General features: G+C 42.8%; 18 protein-coding genes and 1 other RNA gene. 11 read left to right on the top strand and 8 right to left on the bottom strand.

Annotation, left to right across the window (positions count from 1 at the left end):
- Positions 1-67: 67 nt before the first annotated feature.
- Genes GCHA_RS15575 through pspF form a run of 6 tightly spaced genes read right to left on the bottom strand, consistent with a single transcriptional unit; the run spans position 68 to position 6,505 of the window.
- Positions 68-853 carry a peptide ABC transporter ATP-binding protein gene (locus GCHA_RS15575; RefSeq protein WP_007989906.1) on the bottom strand — a complete coding sequence of 262 codons (786 nt, stop codon included), beginning with the start codon at positions 851-853 and terminating at the stop codon, positions 68-70.
- Positions 850-1,845 (bottom strand): peptide ABC transporter ATP-binding protein, encoded by a 996-nt coding sequence (locus GCHA_RS15570; protein WP_007989905.1) that lies wholly within the window; start codon positions 1,843-1,845, stop codon positions 850-852. The genes GCHA_RS15575 and GCHA_RS15570 overlap by 4 nt, the downstream gene beginning before the upstream one ends.
- Positions 1,845-2,738, bottom strand: a complete 894-nt coding sequence (locus GCHA_RS15565; protein ID WP_007989902.1) for an ABC transporter permease subunit — start codon at positions 2,736-2,738, stop codon at positions 1,845-1,847. Before GCHA_RS15565 ends, GCHA_RS15570 begins: the two co-directional genes overlap by 1 nt.
- Entirely contained in the window at positions 2,725-3,756 is a 1,032-nt protein-coding gene (locus tag GCHA_RS15560) for an ABC transporter permease (RefSeq protein ID WP_007989900.1), read from the bottom strand. Before GCHA_RS15560 ends, GCHA_RS15565 begins: the two co-directional genes overlap by 14 nt.
- Positions 3,756-5,390, bottom strand: coding sequence for an ABC transporter substrate-binding protein (locus GCHA_RS15555; protein ID WP_007989898.1), 1,635 nt, complete (start codon positions 5,388-5,390; stop codon positions 3,756-3,758). The genes GCHA_RS15560 and GCHA_RS15555 overlap by 1 nt, the downstream gene beginning before the upstream one ends.
- A 5-nt stretch (positions 5,391-5,395) precedes the next feature.
- Positions 5,396-6,505: a phage shock protein operon transcriptional activator gene (gene pspF, locus GCHA_RS15550; protein ID WP_007989897.1), complete on the bottom strand. Its 1,110-nt coding sequence runs from the start codon at positions 6,503-6,505 to the stop codon at positions 5,396-5,398.
- Between the two features lie 216 nt (positions 6,506-6,721).
- On the opposite strand from pspF, the gene pspA reads away from it, so the two are divergent.
- From pspA to hppD, 8 genes are all read left to right on the top strand, one after another.
- Positions 6,722-7,405: a phage shock protein PspA gene (gene pspA / locus GCHA_RS15545; protein ID WP_007989895.1), complete on the top strand. Its 684-nt coding sequence runs from the start codon at positions 6,722-6,724 to the stop codon at positions 7,403-7,405.
- Between the two features lie 22 nt (positions 7,406-7,427).
- Entirely contained in the window at positions 7,428-7,664 is a 237-nt protein-coding gene (pspB, locus tag GCHA_RS15540; protein ID WP_006993677.1) for an envelope stress response membrane protein PspB, read from the top strand.
- Positions 7,661-8,143, top strand: coding sequence for an envelope stress response membrane protein PspC (gene pspC / locus GCHA_RS15535; RefSeq protein WP_007989892.1), 483 nt, complete (start codon positions 7,661-7,663; stop codon positions 8,141-8,143). The genes pspB and pspC overlap by 4 nt, the downstream gene beginning before the upstream one ends.
- A gap of 157 nt (positions 8,144-8,300) precedes the next feature.
- On the top strand, positions 8,301-9,725 hold the full coding sequence (locus GCHA_RS15530) for a YcjX family GTP-binding protein (protein ID WP_007989891.1): 1,425 nt from the start codon (positions 8,301-8,303) through the stop codon (positions 9,723-9,725).
- Positions 9,722-10,789 carry a YcjF family protein gene (locus tag GCHA_RS15525; RefSeq protein ID WP_007989889.1) on the top strand — a complete coding sequence of 356 codons (1,068 nt, stop codon included), beginning with the start codon at positions 9,722-9,724 and terminating at the stop codon, positions 10,787-10,789. Before GCHA_RS15530 ends, GCHA_RS15525 begins: the two co-directional genes overlap by 4 nt.
- Before the next feature lie 158 nt (positions 10,790-10,947).
- The gene (phhA, locus tag GCHA_RS15520) at positions 10,948-11,748 is read left to right on the top strand and encodes a phenylalanine 4-monooxygenase (RefSeq protein ID WP_007989887.1); all 801 of its coding nucleotides are present in this window, start codon (positions 10,948-10,950) and stop codon (positions 11,746-11,748) included.
- Between the two features lie 132 nt (positions 11,749-11,880).
- Positions 11,881-13,437: a transcriptional regulator TyrR gene (gene tyrR, locus GCHA_RS15515; RefSeq protein ID WP_007989884.1), complete on the top strand. Its 1,557-nt coding sequence runs from the start codon at positions 11,881-11,883 to the stop codon at positions 13,435-13,437.
- Positions 13,438-13,649: 212 nt separating this feature from the next.
- Positions 13,650-14,735 (top strand): 4-hydroxyphenylpyruvate dioxygenase, encoded by a 1,086-nt coding sequence (hppD, locus tag GCHA_RS15510; protein ID WP_007989882.1) that lies wholly within the window; start codon positions 13,650-13,652, stop codon positions 14,733-14,735.
- Between the two features lie 65 nt (positions 14,736-14,800).
- Here the strand turns inward: hppD and GCHA_RS15505 are convergent, their stop codons facing one another.
- Positions 14,801-15,268: an Lrp/AsnC family transcriptional regulator gene (locus GCHA_RS15505; protein WP_008304193.1), complete on the bottom strand. Its 468-nt coding sequence runs from the start codon at positions 15,266-15,268 to the stop codon at positions 14,801-14,803.
- Between the two features lie 225 nt (positions 15,269-15,493).
- On the opposite strand from GCHA_RS15505, the gene GCHA_RS15500 reads away from it, so the two are divergent.
- Both GCHA_RS15500 and ffs read left to right on the top strand, forming a co-directional pair.
- Positions 15,494-16,543, top strand: coding sequence for a Glu/Leu/Phe/Val dehydrogenase dimerization domain-containing protein (locus GCHA_RS15500; protein WP_007989878.1), 1,050 nt, complete (start codon positions 15,494-15,496; stop codon positions 16,541-16,543).
- A 119-nt stretch (positions 16,544-16,662) separates the two neighbouring features.
- Positions 16,663-16,759: signal recognition particle sRNA small type (gene ffs, locus GCHA_RS22675), an RNA gene on the top strand.
- Between the two features lie 46 nt (positions 16,760-16,805).
- Here the strand turns inward: ffs and GCHA_RS15495 are convergent.
- Entirely contained in the window at positions 16,806-17,069 is a 264-nt protein-coding gene (locus GCHA_RS15495; RefSeq protein WP_007989876.1) for a late competence development ComFB family protein, read from the bottom strand.
- Between the two features lie 468 nt (positions 17,070-17,537).
- Here GCHA_RS15495 and GCHA_RS15490 point away from each other — a divergent pair, with 468 nt between their 5' ends.
- On the top strand, positions 17,538-20,507 hold the full coding sequence (locus GCHA_RS15490) for a TonB-dependent receptor domain-containing protein (protein ID WP_007989874.1): 2,970 nt from the start codon (positions 17,538-17,540) through the stop codon (positions 20,505-20,507).
- Positions 20,508-20,512: the final 5 nt, after the last annotated feature.

Raw genomic sequence — 20,512 nt, 5'->3', positions numbered from 1 at the left:
GCTATAAACCGAAATCATAAGAAAAGGGCTTGGGATTATACATTCTAAGCCTTTTTTCATTAGCTTGTTAACTCTGGCCGTTTATAAGCGCTTGATGAGCGTGCACCAACTTTTTGGTGTACTCGTCTTTTGGCCAGTGGAAAATCACATCTGTTTTGCCAGATTCCACTACCTTTCCTTGCTTCATGACTAAAATTTTATCGCTGATATGGCGTACTATGCCCAAGTTATGTGAAATGAAAATAAAGCCCAGTCCTAGCTCACGCTGCAATTCCATCAGTAGATTAACCGTTTGGGAGCGCACTGATGGGTCGAGCGCAGCAAAAGGCTCGTCGGCTACAATCACTTGCGGATTAAGTATTATGGCACGGGCAAGCGCGACCCGCTGTCGCTGCCCGTCAGACAGCATATGGCGATAAAAAAAACGGTGTTCTGGCAGTAAGCCCACCAATTTTAAGGTTTGCTCTACTTTTGCTATGCGGGCTTGATTGTCAAGACGAGTGTTAAGCTTTAGCGGTTCTTCTAAAATTGAGCCTAGAGTGATCCCTGGGTTGAGTGATTCATTGCTGTTTTGGAACACCATGCGAATATTTAGCACTCGGTGCTTATTGTCGTAATGTTCCAATTTACGTTCATTCAGATAAATGGAACCGCTGTCTGGTTGTTCAAGCCCGACTAATAATTTCGCAAGTAGAGATTTACCTGAGCCATTTGCCCCAACAATGGCTAATGTCTCGCCCGCTTGAATACTGAAATTGATTGGGCCGAGCGTAAATTTTGAGCCCTTGTTTTGCCAGCGCTTTCCATGACAATTATCGAACCTTAAATTTTCAACTGAGAGTAAATCGTTCACTTTTGATCTCGATGCAACGGAAAATGACAGCTATAGGTATGTTCGTGAATGCGCCGCACTTCTGGCACTTTCACGCACTCTTTGCGCGCTCTGGGGCAGCGCGGGCCTAAGCGGCAACCAATCGGCAAATGTTGAAAGGTTGGTATGGTGCCACCTAAAGAACTCAGTGGTGATTTGGGGGGTAAATCAGTACGAAAGCTCGGAGCGCTTTCTAACAGGGCTTTGGTATATGGATGTAATGCGCGCTTGCGAAGTTGTGACATACGCCCACTTTCAACCGTTTGGCCGCAATACAGTACCGTCATATGGTCAGCCATACTGGATATAGCCAATAAGTCGTGGCTCACAAAAAGAATACTCAGTTTGCGTACTTTGTTCACCCGACTTAACAACTTCAAAATTTGGCTTTTATCGGTAATTTCCATCCCACGCGTTGGGTCATCGGCAATCACTAATTTAGGCTGCGACGCAAGCGCCATGGCAATCATGAATTTCTGGCACACATCATTCGGTATTTGATGAGGCAAGCTACGCATGTAGACTTCATGATCCTTAATACCCACTCTGTGCAGGAGTTCAGAAGCGTATTTTTTACGCGCTTTAGCGCGGTTCCAGAACATGCCTTTTTCTAAGCGTGTAGCCAGAATCACCTCTTTTAATTGATCGCCTAAGGGCACGATAGGGTCGAGTGAGCTTTTTGGGTTTTGAAAAATAACTGAGATATCAGAACGAATAATTTTACGCCGCTCTCGCACGGACATGGTGAGCAGGTCTTGTCCGCGCCAGGTCATACGGTCAGCGGTAATACGCCAACGGTCTGAAATAGCACCAACAATCGCCTTAACGATAATGCTTTTACCTGAGCCTGATTCACCTACAAGTGCGTGAATTTGCCCTTCATTAATGACGAGATTTATTTTGTCTAACGCTTTGATCCAGCCGCTTTGAGAATCAATCTCCAGGGTTAGGTTTTTAATATCCAATAAGCTCATTAGCGTAATAACCTGTAGCGTAAGGCAGAGCGCAACCCGTCACCTACTAAGTTAATTGACATCATCATAAAGAAAATAGCAGCTCCTGGTAGTGCAATGTTCCACGGGGCAACATAAGCGGTGGTTAAGCCCTCTGATAATAAGGCGCCTAATTCTGGCGATGGTGCTTGCGCCCCTAAGTTTAAAAAGCCAAGAGCACTAATATCAAGGATAGCAACTGATAAAGCCAAGGTGACTTGAACGACAAGCATTTCAGCCATATTAGGAAGTATAGAATTAAAGAAAATATGTATTTTACCAGCACCGTCAAGTTGAGCGGCCAGTACATATTCTTTCTTCATTTTTTGGCGCACAATATCGCGCGTCTGGTGAATAAATTGTGGTATCAGTGCTAGCGAGATAGCCCACATACTGTTGACTAGACCTGTTCCCACAATAGCGATAATAATAATCGCAATCAACAGGGTAGGGATAGCCATGATGGAATCAAGTAAATGATTCACAACACTTGAACGCAGGCCTTTGCTCATACCAGCCATTGCGCCTAGGGCCACCCCTACTAGCATGGATATTATCACCAGCACTAAACTGATCCCAAACGTCATCCTACACCCGTAGATGATGCGCGATAGCATATCTCGGCCTAAACCATCCGTACCAAATAGATAGCTAATATCACCATTGTTATCCCATGCTGGCGGCACCAAAAGTAAGTCAATATTTTGCTGTAGCGGATCATATGGCGCCAAAAACGGGCCAAAAATCATAAGGAAAATAAAGAAGATAACACAGTACAAACTGAGCAGTGCTGCATGGTTCTCTTTAAACTCTTTCCACGTATTTTGTATAGGGGAAGGGTAATACTCTTCTTGATATAGATTAAGACGTGGCATTTTCTGGCCTTCTGCCCGCAGGGTCGAATATTTGAATGACCATATCTATCGTGATGGTAAAAGTGAGCACCAAGGCAGATACAGCTAACATACCAGCGCGAATTGCGGGAAAGTCACGTTGGTAAATCGCTTGAATAAGGCCATTGCCGATACCGGGCCAAGAGAAAATTGTTTCGACGATCATAGCGTTGGTCAGCAGGGTGGTAAATTGCATAACTAATAGTGGCAAAATAGGAATAAGTGCATTTTTTACTCCGTGGCGCAAAAATACTTGTCGCGGGCTTAGGCCTCTCGCATAAGCGGCTTGGATATACTCACTGCTCATCACTTCTACTATCGAACGGCGCGTAATACGAAGCACTATGGTACAGGTAACGATAGCAATCGACACACTGGGTAGAACTAAATGGCGCAGTGCGTCTTGGAAAGCAAACTCTTTGTCTGGCAAATCGCTTAATAAAATATCGATTAAGATAAAACCTGTTTCAAATGGAACGTCATAAAGTAAGCTAATTCTGCCCGAAAGGGGGAACCAACCAAGCTGTATCGAGAAAATCAAAATCGCAATCAATGCAGCCCAAAATACAGGGATTGAGTAACCAATAACGCTCGCGGTAAGCAATGTGAAATCGGTAAACTTATGATGGCGAAGCCCAGATAAAAAACCTAGAGGCAAACCAATCAAAAACGAAAAGATAAGGGCATAAGCGCTAAGTTCAACACTGGCCGCTAACGAACGGCTAATTTCTTCTGCCAGCGGCAGGCCGGAGCTAAAACTTAGCCCCCAGTTTCCGGAAAAAAGGTGCATTACGTATTGCCAGTACTGAACGATAAATGACGAGTGCATCGCGTATTGTTCTGCCAACAACGCATACTCTTGCTCTGAACTGCCTCGAATGCCAGTCAAATTGACTAACGGATCGCCAGGGAACAAATACGCTAATGAAAAAGAAAAGAAACTCAACACAAACAGAGTCAAAATAAGTAAGCTGGCATGACGTAGGATAATTTTCAGCATTACGGCTTACTCACGTTTCTAAACTGGATCCCGCCATACGGGTTTATCTCGATCCCTGTGAGATCATCGCGATAAGCTTGATAACGAAAAGCGTGGGCAATTGGCATAAGCGGCATTTCATCGTTTATCATTTCGATGGCTTTGCTGTAGAAGTAAGCACGATCTTCTTGATTAGTGTAGGTGAGCGCTTGATCAATGAGTTTGTCGTATTCCTTAGAGCACCAGCGCGCACGGTTTGTACCGGAATCGATCGCAGAGCAGGTAAGTAACGGTCTGAAAAAGTTATCTGGGTCGCCGTTATCTGCAGACCAGCCAATTAACACTGAATCATGTAACCCTTGGTTTAAGCGAGCGCGAAAGGTGGACCACTCATAACTAACGATATTGGCGTCAATCCCCACATCGCGCAAATAGCGTTGCATCAATTCAGCCATTTTCATGGCGTTCGGATTATACGCTCGCTCAACTGGCATCGCCCATATCGTCATACTAAATCCTTCTTCGACACCATTTTCACGCAGTAATTTAGCGGCTCCTAACGGGTTATAAGTTGACGAGCGAGTATCTGGCTGAAACGCCCATGAAGAAGGAGGAATAATAGAAGTGGCTGGAATTGCACTGCCGAAGTAGATTGCTTCCATCAACGCATTTTTATCAATAGCCATAGCAAGTGCGCGGCGTACTTCAGGATTACCAAAAGGTGCTTTCGCTGTATTAAATGCCCAAAAGCCCACATTCAACCCCGGTTTCTCGTCTAACGTGAGTTCTTTGCGTTTTCGAATAATGTCTAATTGGCTGTGCGTCGGAAACGCCATGGAGTCACATTCACCTGTCATTAATTTTGCCAAGCGTAATGAGCTAGAAGGAGTAATATCAAAAATGAGCTGCTCTGTCGTGCTGCGCTCACGCCAATAGAGTGGATGGGCATCAAAGCGAACATATCTGTCTTGTCGGAAGCTATTGAATTTAAACGGCCCTGTTCCTATGGGGTGTGTATCTATGAGTTCAGGTGTGTCAGCTTTAGCCAATTGGTCCGCGTACTCTGCGGATAGAATAATGGAAAAGTCGGTGGCTAAATTAGCTAAAAAAGAGCTTTCAGGGCGTACAAGGGTTATTTCAACACGATAGCGATTTATGCGTTTAATATCGCTAATAAGATCGCCCAACCCTACGCTGTTGATATAGGGATAGCGTCCGCCCGATACCTCATGGTAGGGATGGTTTTTATCTCGCCATCGATTGAAGCTGAAAATGACGTCATCGGCATCGAAGGTGCGCGTAGGAGCAAAGTAGGATGTACTGTGAAAAACGATGTTTTTGCGTAATTGAAAGGTATACGTTAAACCGTCAGTACTGGTTATCCAACTGCTGGCGAGGCCTGGAATAATTTCACCCGTGATCAAGTCAAAATCTAAAAGGCGATCGTAAATTTGATGGGACGACACATCAACGGTCGTACCAGAGGTATCTAGTTGTGGGTTAAAACTTGCTGGGTTGCCCTCTGAACAATAAATTATGCCATTTGGCTGTTGATAGTGAGTATTTTCAGGACTACAGCCCATCAATGTGAGCATCACTGTTAAAATAACAGTAACTGGGATGAAACACGAAGCATGTCGCTGAGAAACAAGCATACAGTTTATTCTCTGTCTTCTGGTGGCGTATCAAGTAAGTTATATTTCTTCAAATAACCTCGTAGCTGATGATACGTCAGGGATAGCCGCTCTGCTGTTTTCTTTTGATTATATTGACTATCCGCGAGGGCTTGTTTAATTAAATCAATTTCAAAGTTTTGAGACAGCTCTTTTAAATCGACGGGAAATTGAACGCTTTGGGTACTGGTTGGACCTTGTACATTTGGCTCAATCACTGGCGTAGGTGTTTCTGGTGCGTTCGGTAAAGTCGATGGAATAGCGGTATCTTGGTTTTTGATTCGATCGCTGGTACGCATTCTAGTGGCAGGGCGATATATCGATTCAAAGGGATCAAGCACAATGTTGTGCACCGGAATATCTGGATTATTTGCGCGGTAAACGGCGCGCTCAACCACATTTTTCAGTTCTCGAATATTGCCCGGCCATTCATATTCAAGCAAGGTACGCTTGGCTTTTTCTGTGAAGCCACTGAATACTTCCATCTCTAGCTCGCGGGCCATATTGATAGCAAAATGTTCTGCAAGCATCATGATGTCGTCTTTACGCTCCCTAAGTGGTGGCAAGGTAATAACGTCAAATGCTAAGCGGTCAAGTAAGTCAGCTCTAAATTCACCTGACTGGGCAAGGCCGGGTAAGTCTTCGTTGGTGGCTGCGATTAGCCGAATATCGACTTTGACACTTTTTGAGCCGCCTACGCGCTCAAATTCACCATACTCGATAACACGTAACAGTTTTTCTTGTATCAATCCTGAGGTGTTAGCCAATTCATCTAAGAATAGTGTGCCATTATCTGCAGCTTCAAATCGTCCTTCTCGCCTTTTCGCTGCACCAGTAAATGCGCCAGCTTCGTAACCGAATAGTTCGCTTTCCAGCAAGCTTTCACTTAATGCTGCACAGTTAAGTTTTGAGTAGGTTTGATCCCAGCGTTTTGATAGAAAGTGTAGCCGAGCCGCCACTCCTTCTTTACCTGTTCCGCGCTCACCAATGATCAACACGGGTTTATTGAGCGGTGCAATTTGCGATATTTGCTCCAACACTTCGAGGAAACTATTGGATTGTCCTAACAAATTATCTTGTTGGCGGTAGCGGTTCATCAATATCCTCAAAAAGTGGTGTAATCGACTAACTTGTGGTGTATGTAATTATAATTGTAGATCTCAGTTACCCGAGAGTAAATTAATATTTGTTTAAAATCAGATGTTTAGTTAATACACTAAGTTGGCCTGTTTATTGAATAATACTAATCAAGACGAGCTTCCAGCACATGCTAGTTGTTCACCATTAGCTGACATTATATAGAGGTAAAGACTATGGGTATATTCTCTCGTTTCACAGACATAGTGAACTCAAATATCAACGCCATTTTAGATAAGGCGGAAGATCCTGAAAAAATGGTGCGTCTAATTATTCAAGAAATGGAAGATACATTAGTTGAAGTACGTTCAGCTTCTGCGAAAACTATCGCAAATAAAAAGGAAATTAGCGCGCAAATAAATAAGATGCAAAGCGAAGGCCGAGATTGGCAAAGTAAGGCAGAGCTTGCGATTAATAAAGATCGTGAAGACTTAGCCCGCGCGGCGCTTCAAGAAAAGAAAAAGTGTGACGAGTATGCTGTGACACTTAACGCTGAACTCGCAGCCGTGGATGAGCAAATCAGTAAATTGCAAAGTGAAGTAACGCAATTACAAGATAAACTCGCGGATGCAAAGGCGCGTCAAAAAACCATTATTATGCGTCAGAAAACAGTGAGCTCTCGTTTAGATATTAAACGTACGTTGAATGATGGCAAAGTTGATGCCGCAATGGGGCGTTTTGAGCAGTACGAACGTAAAATTGATGATCTAGAATCTCAAGTTGATGCATATGATCTTGGCAAAAAGACGTTAGCTGATGAGTTTGCCGATTTAGCTGCGGATGACGAAATCGACGATGCACTTGCTGCATTGAAGAAAAAAGTTAAAAAACAAACGAATGAAGCGAAAAGCCAAGACTAATATCGATTAAAGGAGAAAGGCTGTGGAAGATATCATTGGGATAATTATTGCGCCAATCATCATTTTTATGGTGATTGTCGCCCCGATTTGGCTAATTTTGCATTACCGCAGTAAAAAACAGATTAGCCAGGGATTGTCTGATGAAGAATATGCGACCCTTCAAGGGTTAGCTGACCGAGCTGAGAAAATGGCAGATAGGATCCACACGTTAGAATCTATCCTTGATGCTGAGGCACCCCAGTGGAGAAACAAGGTATGAATACACGAGGAGAACTAACGCGTGACCCTGACAAAGGTAAAATATCTGGGGTGTGTGCTGGGGTAGCAGAATATTTTGGCATTGAATTATGGTTGGTGCGCATATTAGTCGTATCAGCTTTCTTTTTAACCGCAGGTACGTTTGTCGTTGTTAGTTATGTTGCGGCTTGGTTTATTTTAGAAAAAAAATCAACCCGTCACGGCGCGGGAAACAACAAAAGTACTCGTCGCCAGTCGTTTAGTGCTACTTCGAGTGGCAAGGGCTGGCAAACAAGTGGTAAAGGTTGGCAGAATTCGAATGACGATGAAGAAGAAAAAGTTAAAGTAAAATCTAAAGTATGGCAGTCAGGGGAGCCCCCTAAACAAGCATTCGCTGACATTAAACAACGTTTTGAAAAAAACGAAGTACGCTTAAGACAAATTGAAACTTATGTAACGTCTGCTCAATATCAATTAAATCGCGAAATTAACAACCTATAAATTCGTTACCGGCTGAAACTAAGTTTGCATAGTGCAGAGCGTAGCTAAGCCGGTACCCTTTCAATTTTATCGCTCGCCTCCATATCTGACACTTACCCTGTGTAACTACTCTGTGCTTAACGCTCAAGAACGCTCATTAGCTTAATAGGATGTCGCAATGAAGAAACTGCTCAATACCAGCCACCTGATTGACCAATTAAAGCAAAATGTCAAAGTAACAGGAGCTCGCCTTGCCGACAGACACCTTAATCTTGCGGTTACCGGTTTAAGCGGCAGTGGTAAAACAGCGTTTATTACATCGATTGTCAACCAATTATTAGAGGCCAACGACAGTGCTGAGTTGCCTTTTTTCTCTGTTGTAAGAGAAGAGCGTTTATTTGGTGTAAAGCGTGAGGCGCAACCTAACCTAAGTTTACGACGATTTGCTTACGAAAATGCTATGCAAGCACTAAACGGCTCCCCACCAATATGGCCAGAATCGACGACTGGGATCAGTCAAGTGAGGTTACATATTCGATATCGCAAAGATAAAGGAATATCGCGTTATATCAGCGAAGATACCAAGCTTACGCTAGATATCACTGATTACCCAGGAGAGTGGCTGCTGGATTTACCTTTGCTTGATATGGATTATTTAGCTTGGTCTACTCATTGTGAATCCGAGCTGCAATCAGCGGAGCGCCAAGCGTTATCTGCCGAGTTTTTGGTCGCTAGAGAGTCAATCGATTTAACAGCGCCGGGGGATGAATTGGCGTTAAAGCATATTGCTAGCCTGTACACCGACTATTTACACAAGTGTCGTGCAGCTGGATTTCAGTTATTGCAACCTGGGCGTTTTATTTTACCGGGGGAGCTGGCGGGAGCTCCAGTTTTAGATTTCTTCCCATTGTCAGAAGAGCAAGTTGCTCAAATAAAACAAAATCGGGGACCCAAAGGAAGCAATCAGGCTTTGCTGTTTAATCGCTATGAGCATTATCAAGAGCAAGTCGTGAAGCCTTTTTACGTAGAGCATTTTAAACGCTTTGATCGCCAAGTGGTCTTGGTGGACTGCTTATCAGCATTGAATAACGGTAGAGCACATTTTGATGATCTGCAGCGCGCATTAAACTGGCTGCTCACCAGCTTTGAATATGGAAAAACGAATCTATTATCACGCTTGTTTACACCGAAAATAGATAAACTTATTTTCGCTGCTAGTAAAGCTGATCACGTTACACCTGATCAGCAAAGCAACCTAGTTAAACTGTTGGACTCCATGTTACATAACGCAAGAAAGCAGATGCAGTTTGATGGTGTATCCACTGAGTCTACCGCAATAGCCGCGATCCGCGCTTCTCAGGCAGGGCGAGCAGAGCACGAAGGCCAAGATATTCAAATCTTGCAGGGCACAGGAGCAGATGGAAAAACAATTCGTTTGTTTCCTGGAGACGTACCAGCGAAATGCCCTGATAGCCAGTTTTGGGATAAGCAGGGCTTTGACTTTCCGCGCTTTTCTCCGCCAAGCAGAGATGAAAATCAAGCATTACCACATATTCGAATGGATAGAGTTTTAGAGTTTATTCTTGGGGATAAAATACGATGAGTACGCAGAATCAAAATTCGTTACATCAAGATGCGACAGACACGACGCAGATTAAAACAAAAGTCGTGCTAAGCCCTGAGCACACAGACACTGCTGGCGAACCTATTCGACGAGCAACCACCATCGAACAAGACGTTGACTGGCAGGCACTGGCTCAAGATGAGTATGAATTTGAACAGAGCGTCGTGCGTGATGAAGTTGAAGTTACCCCAAAGCGAAAGCCTTGGTTGGGCAGATTTTTTACAGTATTGAGTGTTGTGGTACTGGTGGCGAGTTTAATTGAACTTGGGTTATTTATACGTGAAATGTACCTAAGTGATGATTGGCTTAGCGGAATATGGTTAGGGGTTGGCGTGTCGGTTTTGGCATTGGTTGTCGGCGCGGTTTACAGCGAATGGCGAGGGTTAAGACGACTCAAGCGACAAAAGGCATCTCGCCAAACATCGTTAGAGTTGTACTCGACTCCGGCAATTGGCTTAGCAAAAAAGCACTGTTTAGCTATTGCGCAGACTTTACCGGCTGGATACGAAAATGAGATTGCAATATGGCAAAAGAGTATCGACGAGCACCACACTGATTCTGAGGTGTTGGGTTTATTTGAGCAACAAGTTATCAGCAAAGTAGATCAAGCTGCATTAGCTAAAGTGATGCGTAATGCGGGGGCGTCCAGCGTCATGATTGCAGTGAGTCCTTTTGCGTTGGTTGATATGGCGATTGTGTTGTGGCGGAATATTCGCATGATGCAGCAGGTCAGTGAGATCTATGGCGTACATTTGGGATATTGGGGGCGAGTGGCGCTAATACGCCAAGTGTTTAGACATATGCTCTACGCCGGCGCAGCTGAAATTATCTCTGATGCAGGCAATTATGCGCTTGGTGCAAGTTTAACGGGTAAATTATCAACGCGTATTGCACAAGGTATGGGAGCAGGCGTATTAACAGCGCGTATTGGCTTGAACGCCATTCATAGTTGCCGACCTGTTCCTTGGCTTTCTGTACAACGTCCAGGCTTGAATCAGCTTAGCAAGAAAATTTTAACCGACTTACATAAGCAGCTGAAATAAAGTCACTTTATCGCTTAGAAATAGGTGCTGATGAGCAAACGTTGTAGTTTTATGTTTACGATTTGTAATTTTATTGTTGTTGGATTGTGTCTTTTGATTTAGCTCACTTTGGGTAGACTTCGCTCCATGAATGACTCAAATACGGCAGTTTTGTTATTATGGCTAAGCAATCTCAATACACTTCTCATACACCAGACGAAAACGGTATCGTTCATTGGAGTGAGACAGAAAATAAAATCTGGCAAAGACTCATTTGCCAGCAAAAAAATCTGTTAAAAGGCCGCGCATGTGATGAATATTTACAAGGGCTGGCACAGCTCGACCTACCAGAAAATCGTATTCCGCAGTTAGCTGAAGTGAACACAGTTTTGGCAAAAACGACAGGCTGGCAAGTGGTGCAAGTTCCGGCTTTGATAAACTTTGATTCGTTTTTTAGGTTGTTGGCCAATAAGCAGTTTCCTGTGGCCACGTTTATCCGTAGCGAAGATGAGTTTGATTACTTACAAGAGCCAGATGTATTTCATGAAATATTCGGTCATTGCCCCTTGTTGACTAATCCTGCATTCGCTCATTTCACCCATACGTATGGCAAACTTGGTTATGCTGCTTCTCCAAAGGAGCGACAGTATTTAGCACGCTTATATTGGTTTACGGTCGAATTTGGGCTCGTCAACACACAAGAAGGATTACGTATTTATGGCGGAGGGATTTTATCTTCACCTCAGGAGACACGTGACGCTTTAGAAAATACGCAAGCAGTACGCCGCGAAATGGAGCCTCTAGAAGCGATACGTACTCCTTATCGTATCGACATTATTCAGCCGGTGTACTACGTGCTTGACTCGCTTTCGTCATTGTTTGATTTAGCGGATTCGGACATTATGGGGCTGGTTGAAAAGGGACGATCTTTGGGGTTACATCCTGCCATGTTTGAACAAAAATCCAGTTCGGTCAGCTAGTAAAACTTACAATTAGTAACAATCTGCACGGAAATTACTCGCCTATATGCACATCTTAACCCGTTTATTTGGTGTGCTGTTCCTCATGTTTGTGTAATAATATCTTTACATTAATTCAAATTAAGAAATTTTATGCGTCTGGAAATAAGTTGTCAGGACCGTTTAGGGATAACGCAAGATGTCCTTGATATTTTGGTCAGCCATGAAGTGGACTTGCGTGGTATCGAAATCAATGAAATGGGCAAGATTTATCTTAGCTTCCCCAATATGGATTTTGAAGAATTTCAACATTTAATGCCAAAAATTAGAAAAATAGAAGGCATTGATGATGTAAAAACGATTCCCTTTATGCCCCTAGAGCGTGAGCAAAACCAATTGCGCGCATTACTACAAACGTTACCTGATCCTGTATTTTCGGTAGACACCAAAGGACGCATATTGTTGATTAACGATGCGGTCACAGTGAGTTTAGAAACGGCACGAGAATCACTCATTGGGGTGGAAATCGACGAATTGGTAAAAGGCTTTAACGCAACGCGTTGGCTGGAAAGTAAAAAAATAACGAGCCTCACGCAAAAGGTGCGCTTTATAGAGCAGAACTACTTAGCGGATATTTTACCTGTTATGGTGCCTGATTCCGGAGGGGAGCCAATCTTGGCGGGTGCTGTTTTTATTCTTAAATCTGAGCAGCGCTTAGGTCAGCAGTTAACTGTATTTCACGAGGCGTCCTTGGACAGTTTTATGTCTATTCAAGCCTCAAGTAAGATCATGAAAAAGGTGGTTCGCGAAGCTAAGCGAATGGCTGAACTTGACGGGCCAATTATGTTGTATGGTGAAACGGGGTCCGGGAAAGAATTGATTGCCCATGCCTGCCATGAAGCGAGTCGCAGAAAGGATGCAAATTTTTTAGTGCTCAATTGTGCATCTCTTCCTGATAATGTGGCGGAAACCGAACTGTTCGGTTATGCGGCTGGAGCGTTTGGCCAAAGCTCAGGTAAAGAAGGCCTACTCGAGCTAGCACAGGGCGGTAGTTTATTTTTAGATGAAGTGGGTGACATGTCGCCGCAACTCCAAGCGAAATTACTTCGTGTATTGCAAGATGGTAAGTTTAGGCGAGTGGGTGATACGAAAGAAGTTAAAGTAGATGTTCGTTTTATTTGTACTACTCAAAAAGACTTAGCTCAGTTAGTACAAGAAGGGCGTTTTCGCGAAGATCTATATTACCGATTGAATGTGCTGAGCTTAGGAATTCCTCCTTTGCGAGAGCGCAAGATGGATATCATTCCATTAGCAGAAACATTTTTAAAGCAACACAGCTTAACTCTGGGGCGCAAGGTACCTAAGCTGACTAAGTCGTGCGTAGATTATATTCAAGCTTACCCTTGGTTTGGGAATGTGCGCCAGTTAGAAAATGTACTTTATCGCGCGGTATCTTTATTAGAAGGAAATGACTTAGGTAAGGAACATATTCAAATTCCTTCAAGTGCGAACGCCATGAGTTTTGTTAGTGAAGACTTTGAGGGCAGTCTGGATGAAGAAGTGAAACGTTATGAAAAAAGCATTTTGCAACGGCTTTATCCAAGTTACCCGAGCTCTCGCCTGTTAGCCAAAAAACTAGGGCTTAGCCATACTGCGATTGCGAATAAATTACGTGACTATGGGATCAACAAAAAGTCTGTAAAGATATAAATACGCCTTTGTAGCGTAAAGCTGACAACATCCTTACCAATATGGGCGTTTCTCGGCGCATAAAACGGGCTTTAACCTAATGTAAACTTTATGTTACTTTTAGCTCGTTTCTACACTAATTTCTATTCTCTTTCTCCCTCTGTTCAGCAGCGTTTTTTTGCGGTCTATTAGCGCTTTGACGAAACCTTTCACAAGATAAGAATGAGAATATTATGTGTTCAGATATCAGCTATAACCCGCTCAACACCGATGGATTTGAATTTGTTGAATATACCGCTGCGGATGAAAAAGGGATTAACGATTTAGCTAACTTGTTTACGTCTCTCGGTTTTGCAGAAGTTGCTAAACACAGATCAAAGCAAGTTTGGTTGTACAAGCAGGGCGACATCAACTTCATTATAAATGCTGAACCTGCATCTCAGGCAGAAGAGTTTGCAAGATTACGTGGCCCGAGTGTGTGTGGAATGGCGTTTAGGGTTAAAGATGCCAAAGTCGCTTTTGAGCACGCAATTAAAAATGGCGCCAAAGCATTCGTCGGAAATTTAGGCGCGATGGAACTTAATATTCCAGCTGTTTACGGAATTGGTGAAAGTACCTTGTACTTTGTTGACAGATACGGCGATGACTCTATTTATGATGTGGATTTCCGTTTTTATCCTGATTGGCGTGAAAAGGTGAAACAAAGCGATGCTGGTCTTCTGACTTTGGATCACCTCACGCATAATGTTAAGCGCGGCAATATGGCGGTATGGGCGAATTTTTATGAGCGCTTGGGTAACTTTAGAGAAATTCGCTACTTTGATATAGAAGGAAAGCTAACAGGTTTAGTCAGTAAGGCGATGACGTCTCCCTGCGGAAAAATTCGCATTCCGATCAATGAATCTTCTGATGATAAATCCCAAATTGAAGAGTTTATTCGTGAATACAATGGCGAGGGTATTCAACATATTGCGTTGTCTACTGAAGATATTTACCAAACTGTTAAAACGTTGCGTGACGTTGGGGTTAAATTTATGGATACCCCTGATACTTATTACGAGGCAGTGGATGCTCGCGTTTCAGGGCACGGTGAGAACCTGGCCGATTTAAAAGCGCAACGTATTTTAATTGATGGGGCTCCAATGAAAGACGGTATTTTACTGCAAATATTTACCGACACTGTGATTGGCCCAGTGTTTTTCGAGATTATTCAACGCAAAGGAAATGAAGGCTTTGGTGAAGGTAATTTTAAAGCGCTGTTTGAATCAATTGAGGAAGACCAGATACGCCGTGGCGTGATTAATCAAGATAACGAGTAATTACATAACGTCAGGCAATTGCACATCTTAATGAAGCAGATTCGTTCTGCTTCATTATCGTCGTTCTATTGCTGTTTTATCGGTAGCTCTGTTGTATTTTTGACCTGTTTTAACGCAAACGTAGAGCTGAGATGATCTACTAAGGGTAAGTGAGTTAATTTCGCTTTAAGTAAATGTTCGTATTCTTCAATACTTTCAACAATCACTTTTAGTAAGTAATCTTTGTCGCCACTCGTGGTATGACATTCAACAATTTCATCTATGTTTTGCACCGCTTTTTCAAAATCATTCAAAGATTCACCATCATGATTTTTTAACGTCACATAGATAAAAACAGAAACCCCAAGGTTAAGCTTTTTACTATTTAGTAGGGTGACCTTTTGAAGAATTATCCCATCGGCTTCCATTCGCTTAACTCTGCGCCAACATGGTGTGTGAGATAGTCCAACTTTTTGACTTAACTCAGCCATGGAAACAGTAGCGTCTTTTTGCATCACTCTTAAAATTTCGCGGTCAAACTTGTCCAATTTCATCATTATTTTTCAATTTATAGCGAAGTAAAATTCGCGGCTAGCATGCTGAATATTTTTATCATTTTCAAGCACGAATATTAGGATATATATCCTATATTAACTAATGGATTATGGCCACTGTTGCAACCGAGTAATTCTGCCACATTAACATCGCAAGGCATGTCCTCATTGATTTGAGCTAGTATATCAACAAGTTTCACATACCTTACTCAGAGTAATATTAGAATGTCTGTTTTTGACCATATCGAATTTGATGAACACGAGCATGTTGCTTTTTGCCATGATAAAGGAACCGGGCTAAAAGCGATTATTGCTGTGCACAATAGTCATTTAGGCCCAGCATTGGGCGGTTGTAGAATGTGGCCATATGCAAATTCAGATGAGGCACTAAATGATGTGCTCAGGCTATCAAAAGGTATGACCTATAAAGCTGCGATGGCCAACTTAAATCAAGGTGGTGGAAAAGCAGTGATTATCGGTGATCCTCGAGCGCATAAAACCCCCGAGATGATGCTTGCCATGGGGCGTTTTGTGGAAAGTTTAAGCGGTAAATACATTAGCGCCGAGGATTCAGGTATGTCGGTCGCTGATTTACGTACCATGGCGCAAGAGACAACATATATATCTGGCACGAAAGCAAATTACCATTTTGCTGGCGAAGAAGCGGATGGAAATCCTGCACCATCTACTGCGTACGGCGTATTTACCGGCGTAAAAGCGTCTGTTGAGCATTATTTTGGTACAGGCTTACAGGGTAAGAAAGTCGCTATTCAAGGTCTGGGACATGTAGGCTATAGACTCGCAGAGCATTTACATCGTGAAGGCGCTGAATTGTTTGTCGCTGATATATATCCCGAGGGGATAAATCGTGCGAAAGAAAAACTGAACGCTAAGATCGTCTCACCCGATGAAATCCTTAAATTAGATGTAGATGTGGTCGCGCCATGTGCAATGGGGGCGACAATCAATCGACAATCAATTAGCACCCTTAAGGCTAAGGTAATTGCCGGTGCAGCAAACAATCAGTTAGAGACTGAAGATTTAGGGGAAATTTTAAAAGGGGAGGGTATATTGTACGCTCCAGATTATGTAATTAATGCAGGAGGCATAATCGACATTTATCATCAAAAGATGTTGAGTTCGAATGAGGCATTAAAAAGTCACCTAGAGAAAATTGGCGCGACGCTCAAAGAAGTGTATAAACGCGCTGATGAACAAAACTTAGCCACAAATAGAGTCGCTAATACAATCGCAGAAGAAAAATTTAAAAAATAGTCGTAAAAAACTCCTTATATCAAGGATGCGGCTTGCATCTAAATTTAGTTTTGTCATAATGCGCCGCCTAAGTGATTAAGAGCTCGTTTTTATCACTTAGGCAAGTTTCTATGGTGGTTCTTTGGTCCCTCCGCAATGATACTCTGTGAACTCGGTCAGGCCTGGAAGGGAGCAGCCGCAGCAGACGACTCATGTGCCGGAATGTGGCTGGAGAACCGCCACCCAAATCCCCATAAATTATCTATTTTATATTTCCATTTATTTACGTGTCTTTTTTGTCCAAAAAGCGGATCGCTTTATTTACGGCATTTTGCGTATTCATTTCCATTTGCTGGCGCTCACTTTGAGCTAGGTAAAATGACATATCCACTTCATAGCGAATATATCTAGGTGGAAGCTGATTCAAAGCCAAACAACACAAATCCGCAATATAATCATCATCGTTTGCCGTGGGTAGTTTTAACTCAGCAATATGTTCAAGCACTAAATGCTCATAATAGTTGTGTATATCATCATCAAGTTTCATTGCATTTTAACCTTGTCACCTTTAACGCAAACTGAATTCCACCTAAGTAAATGAATTCGTGCACCTTCAATATGTTCAGCATAAACCAAGACAAAATTTATGAAAGAGTTTGTTTCAAAGTTTGTTGTCTAACAATTTAAGGGAAGTGAAAAATACGTGTTTTGATTGAGCGTTTATTAAGCTTTGTTTTTAATTTACATAAAAATGACCAAATACTTTTTTGTGACTTTTCTTTGATCAAAACGAGTAAAAATGCTGCTTCTATGTAAATTTTGTAAATATAAATTTACTTAACTGCCACTGTATTGGTATTTCATTCATAACTTTTGAGTATTAGATGTTCTAAAGCATTGACCTAGGCAAGTTTGTTTGGATACTATTCAAGTGAGGTTCACTACCTTTATTTAATAAAAAATCGCACTAGCGAATAAACACTAAACACATATATAGTGGTCCAGGGAGACATACATGTTTACAAACTCTAAGTTGACGAAGTCAGTTCGTCTGGCTTTTGCTGTAGGTGCTGCTTCAACTGCATTGTCTACATTTACAGTAAATGCTCAAGAAACATCTGCTGAACAAAGCGTAGAAAAAATCTCTGTTACCGGCTCTCGTATTCAAAAAGCCAACCTTGTTAGCGCAAGCCCTGTCGTTGAGATAAGTGCTGAAGATATCGCTGTCAGTGGTGTAACACGTATCGAAGATTTACTTAATGACATGCCACAAATTTTCGGTGGTCAAACCTCAGGTACGGCCAACGGCGCGACGGGTACAGCGACTGTCGATTTGAGAAACTTAGGTTCTAACCGCACACTAACATTAGTTAACGGACGTCGTATGCCAGCTGGCTCGCCGTTGGCTGGCGGTACTGGCGGTGACGTAAACCAAATCCCTGCTGGTTTGGTTGAACGTATTGAAGTGCTTACAGGTGGTGCTTCTGCTACTTATGGTTCTGATGCGGTTGCCGGTGTTGTTAACTTTATTCTAAAAGATGATTTCGAAGGCGTTCAGTTCGATTATCAGCACAGCTTCTATCAACACGACAACGATAATGCATTCATGCAAGGCCTAGCTGCTGACTCTGGTTTCGATTTTGCAAACGGTAGTGTAAAAGACGGCCACGCGAATGATTTCTCTGTACTTTTAGGTGCTAATACAGCTGATGGGCGCGGTAACGTTACCATGTACGCTAGTTATCGTAATATTCAAGCGGTAAGCCAAAGCAGCCGAGATTACAGTGCCTGTGCGGTTTCAGGTTCACCTCTAGGTTGTGTGGGCTCAGGTACTATTGCTGAAGGGCGCATTACTGACTTCGGTTTGAATGGAGTTGCAGACCCACTTGTTAATTTAGGAAATACAACGTCATTTGATTTTAAAGTTCAAGGTGACCAATTTGTCCCTCGTGACGGCACAACTTATAACTATGGTCCACTTAACTATTTCCAACGTCCTGACGTTCGTAAGACATTTGGTGCGCTAGGTCATTACGATATCAATGATAACCACACAGTTTATGCAGAAGCTAACTTCATGGATAACCGCAGTGTTGCTCAGATTGCACCATCAGGCGCATTTTTCGTAACAACTACCTTGGATTGTGCAAACCCATTACTATCGCAACAACAATTTGATGTAACTTGTGGCGCAAATGGACTAACGACTGACGACGTGTTAGGTAACGCTTATATTGGCCGCCGAAACGTTGAAGGTAATCCTAGACAGGATGATCTTCGTCATACTTCTTTCCGTGGTGTAGTTGGTGCTCGCGGCTTTATTAATGACAATTGGTCATACGATATTTTTGCAAACTACGGCACAACGTCATTCATTCAGACATATCGTAACGAGTTATCAATCACTCGCATAGGTAGAGCGTTTGATGCTGTTTCAGACCCTGATACTGGAGAAGCTGTTTGTCGCTCTGCCATTCCTGACGCGAATGGTGTTGTAGTCGATGCTGCCTGTGTTCCTTGGAATATATTCACGACTGACTCAGTAACTGAAGAAACATTAAATTATATAACCCTTCCTTTATTTGCTCGCGGTGATGTTGAAACGACACAAGTGAGTGGTTATGTTGCAGGTGACTTAACTGATCTTGGCGTTATCGTACCTGGTACCTCAACTGGTGTTAACGTAGTTGTTGGTTTTGAGCGTCGAGAAGAAACCCTAAGTTTTGAACCAGACCAAGGCTTTGAAAGTGGTGATGGTGCAGGCCAAGGTGGACCTACATTAGGTGTTAGTGGTGGCTTTACAGTAGAGGAGCTTTTCACAGAAGCAAACATCCCACTAGTGCAAGATGTTGACTTTATGCAAGAGCTTAACTTAGAGCTAGCGTATCGTTACTCTGATTATTCAACTGACAAATCAACAAATACATATAAGTATGCGGCTGACTGGAAAGTGAATGATGATGTACGTATTCGTGCAAGTTTCCAACGTGCAGTAAGAGCGGGTAACGTACGTGAATTGTTCAGATCACAAGGCTTAGGCTTATTCAACATGAACAATGACCCATGTGCTGCTGATGAAGATGGAAACATTGAGTTTACTCGTGAGCAATGTATTAATACTGGTTTAAGTGGCGCAGCATATGATGCGGGTGGCGCACCAAGTAACCCTGCCGGTCAATACAACCAAATCACAGGTGGTAACCCTGACTTAGATCCTGAAGAGTCTGATACAATTTCTTATGGTATCGTATTTTCACCTAGTGATATGCCAGGCTTTAGCTTGGCGCTAGACTATTTCGATATTGATGTAACAGGCGCAATTGGTGGTGTTTCATCTGAATTTATCATTCGCGAATGTGCTACGACTGGTAACGAAGAGTTCTGTAGTCTTATTAATCGTGGTGGGTCAGGTAGTTTATGGCTAGGCCAAGATAGCGTTACATCTACAGATATTAACTTAGGTTTCTTCGCTACAGCTGGTGTGGATTTTGATGCAGCTTATGAGTTCGGTATCGGCGACATGGGTGACATCAAACTAAACCTTGTAGGTACTTTCCTTACAAAGTGGGATCAAAAGAACACGCCTAGTTCGGACGTAGTTGATTGTTTAGGTAAGTGGGATCGTTCAATCTGTGGTGTTGACACTGCAGGTCCTACACCTGAGCTACGTTACAACTTGCGTACAACTTGGATTTCACCTTGGGACGTTACTGTAACTGGTACTATGCGCTATGTTGACGGTACTGATGAGTTAAATGGTGGCGATAATGCCGTTTCATTGAAGTCTAAGACTTACTTCGATTTGACAGGTAACTGGAATGCGTTTGAAAATGCATCATTCCGCTTAGGTGTTAACAACTTATTTGATGTTGAGCCTCAAGTAATCGGTAATGCACCTGCAGGTTCTGCAAATGGTAACGTATTCCCTGGGCCATACGACGTTTTAGGACGTTACGTGTTTATGGGTGTTTCAGTTAGCTACTAATGCTA

The sequence above is a fragment of the Paraglaciecola chathamensis S18K6 genome, from assembly GCA_000314955.1.
GTDB lineage: Bacteria > Pseudomonadota > Gammaproteobacteria > Enterobacterales > Alteromonadaceae > Paraglaciecola > Paraglaciecola chathamensis.
The sequence above is the reverse complement of the archived record's forward strand: the minus strand, read 5'-3'. Positions and strand labels throughout refer to the sequence as shown.

Bases quoted from the DNA above. Each gene is read 5' to 3' on its own strand.
- GCHA_RS15570 (WP_007989905.1), bottom strand. From the start codon at position 1,845: ATGAGCTTATTGGATATTAAAAACCTAACCCTGGAGATTGATTCTCAA.
- GCHA_RS15565 (WP_007989902.1), bottom strand. From the start codon at position 2,738: ATGCCACGTCTTAATCTATATCAAGAAGAGTATTACCCTTCCCCTATA.
- GCHA_RS15560 (WP_007989900.1), bottom strand. From the start codon at position 3,756: ATGCTGAAAATTATCCTACGTCATGCCAGCTTACTTATTTTGACTCTG.
- GCHA_RS15555 (WP_007989898.1), bottom strand. From the start codon at position 5,390: ATGCTTGTTTCTCAGCGACATGCTTCGTGTTTCATCCCAGTTACTGTT.
- pspF (WP_007989897.1), bottom strand. From the start codon at position 6,505: ATGAACCGCTACCGCCAACAAGATAATTTGTTAGGACAATCCAATAGT.
- pspA (WP_007989895.1), top strand. From the start codon at position 6,722: ATGGGTATATTCTCTCGTTTCACAGACATAGTGAACTCAAATATCAAC.
- pspC (WP_007989892.1), top strand. From the start codon at position 7,661: ATGAATACACGAGGAGAACTAACGCGTGACCCTGACAAAGGTAAAATA.
- GCHA_RS15530 (WP_007989891.1), top strand. From the start codon at position 8,301: ATGAAGAAACTGCTCAATACCAGCCACCTGATTGACCAATTAAAGCAA.
- GCHA_RS15525 (WP_007989889.1), top strand. From the start codon at position 9,722: ATGAGTACGCAGAATCAAAATTCGTTACATCAAGATGCGACAGACACG.
- phhA (WP_007989887.1), top strand. From the start codon at position 10,948: ATGGCTAAGCAATCTCAATACACTTCTCATACACCAGACGAAAACGGT.
- tyrR (WP_007989884.1), top strand. From the start codon at position 11,881: ATGCGTCTGGAAATAAGTTGTCAGGACCGTTTAGGGATAACGCAAGAT.
- hppD (WP_007989882.1), top strand. From the start codon at position 13,650: ATGTGTTCAGATATCAGCTATAACCCGCTCAACACCGATGGATTTGAA.
- GCHA_RS15505 (WP_008304193.1), bottom strand. From the start codon at position 15,268: ATGAAATTGGACAAGTTTGACCGCGAAATTTTAAGAGTGATGCAAAAA.
- GCHA_RS15500 (WP_007989878.1), top strand. From the start codon at position 15,494: ATGTCTGTTTTTGACCATATCGAATTTGATGAACACGAGCATGTTGCT.
- GCHA_RS15495 (WP_007989876.1), bottom strand. From the start codon at position 17,069: ATGAAACTTGATGATGATATACACAACTATTATGAGCATTTAGTGCTT.
- GCHA_RS15490 (WP_007989874.1), top strand. From the start codon at position 17,538: ATGTTTACAAACTCTAAGTTGACGAAGTCAGTTCGTCTGGCTTTTGCT.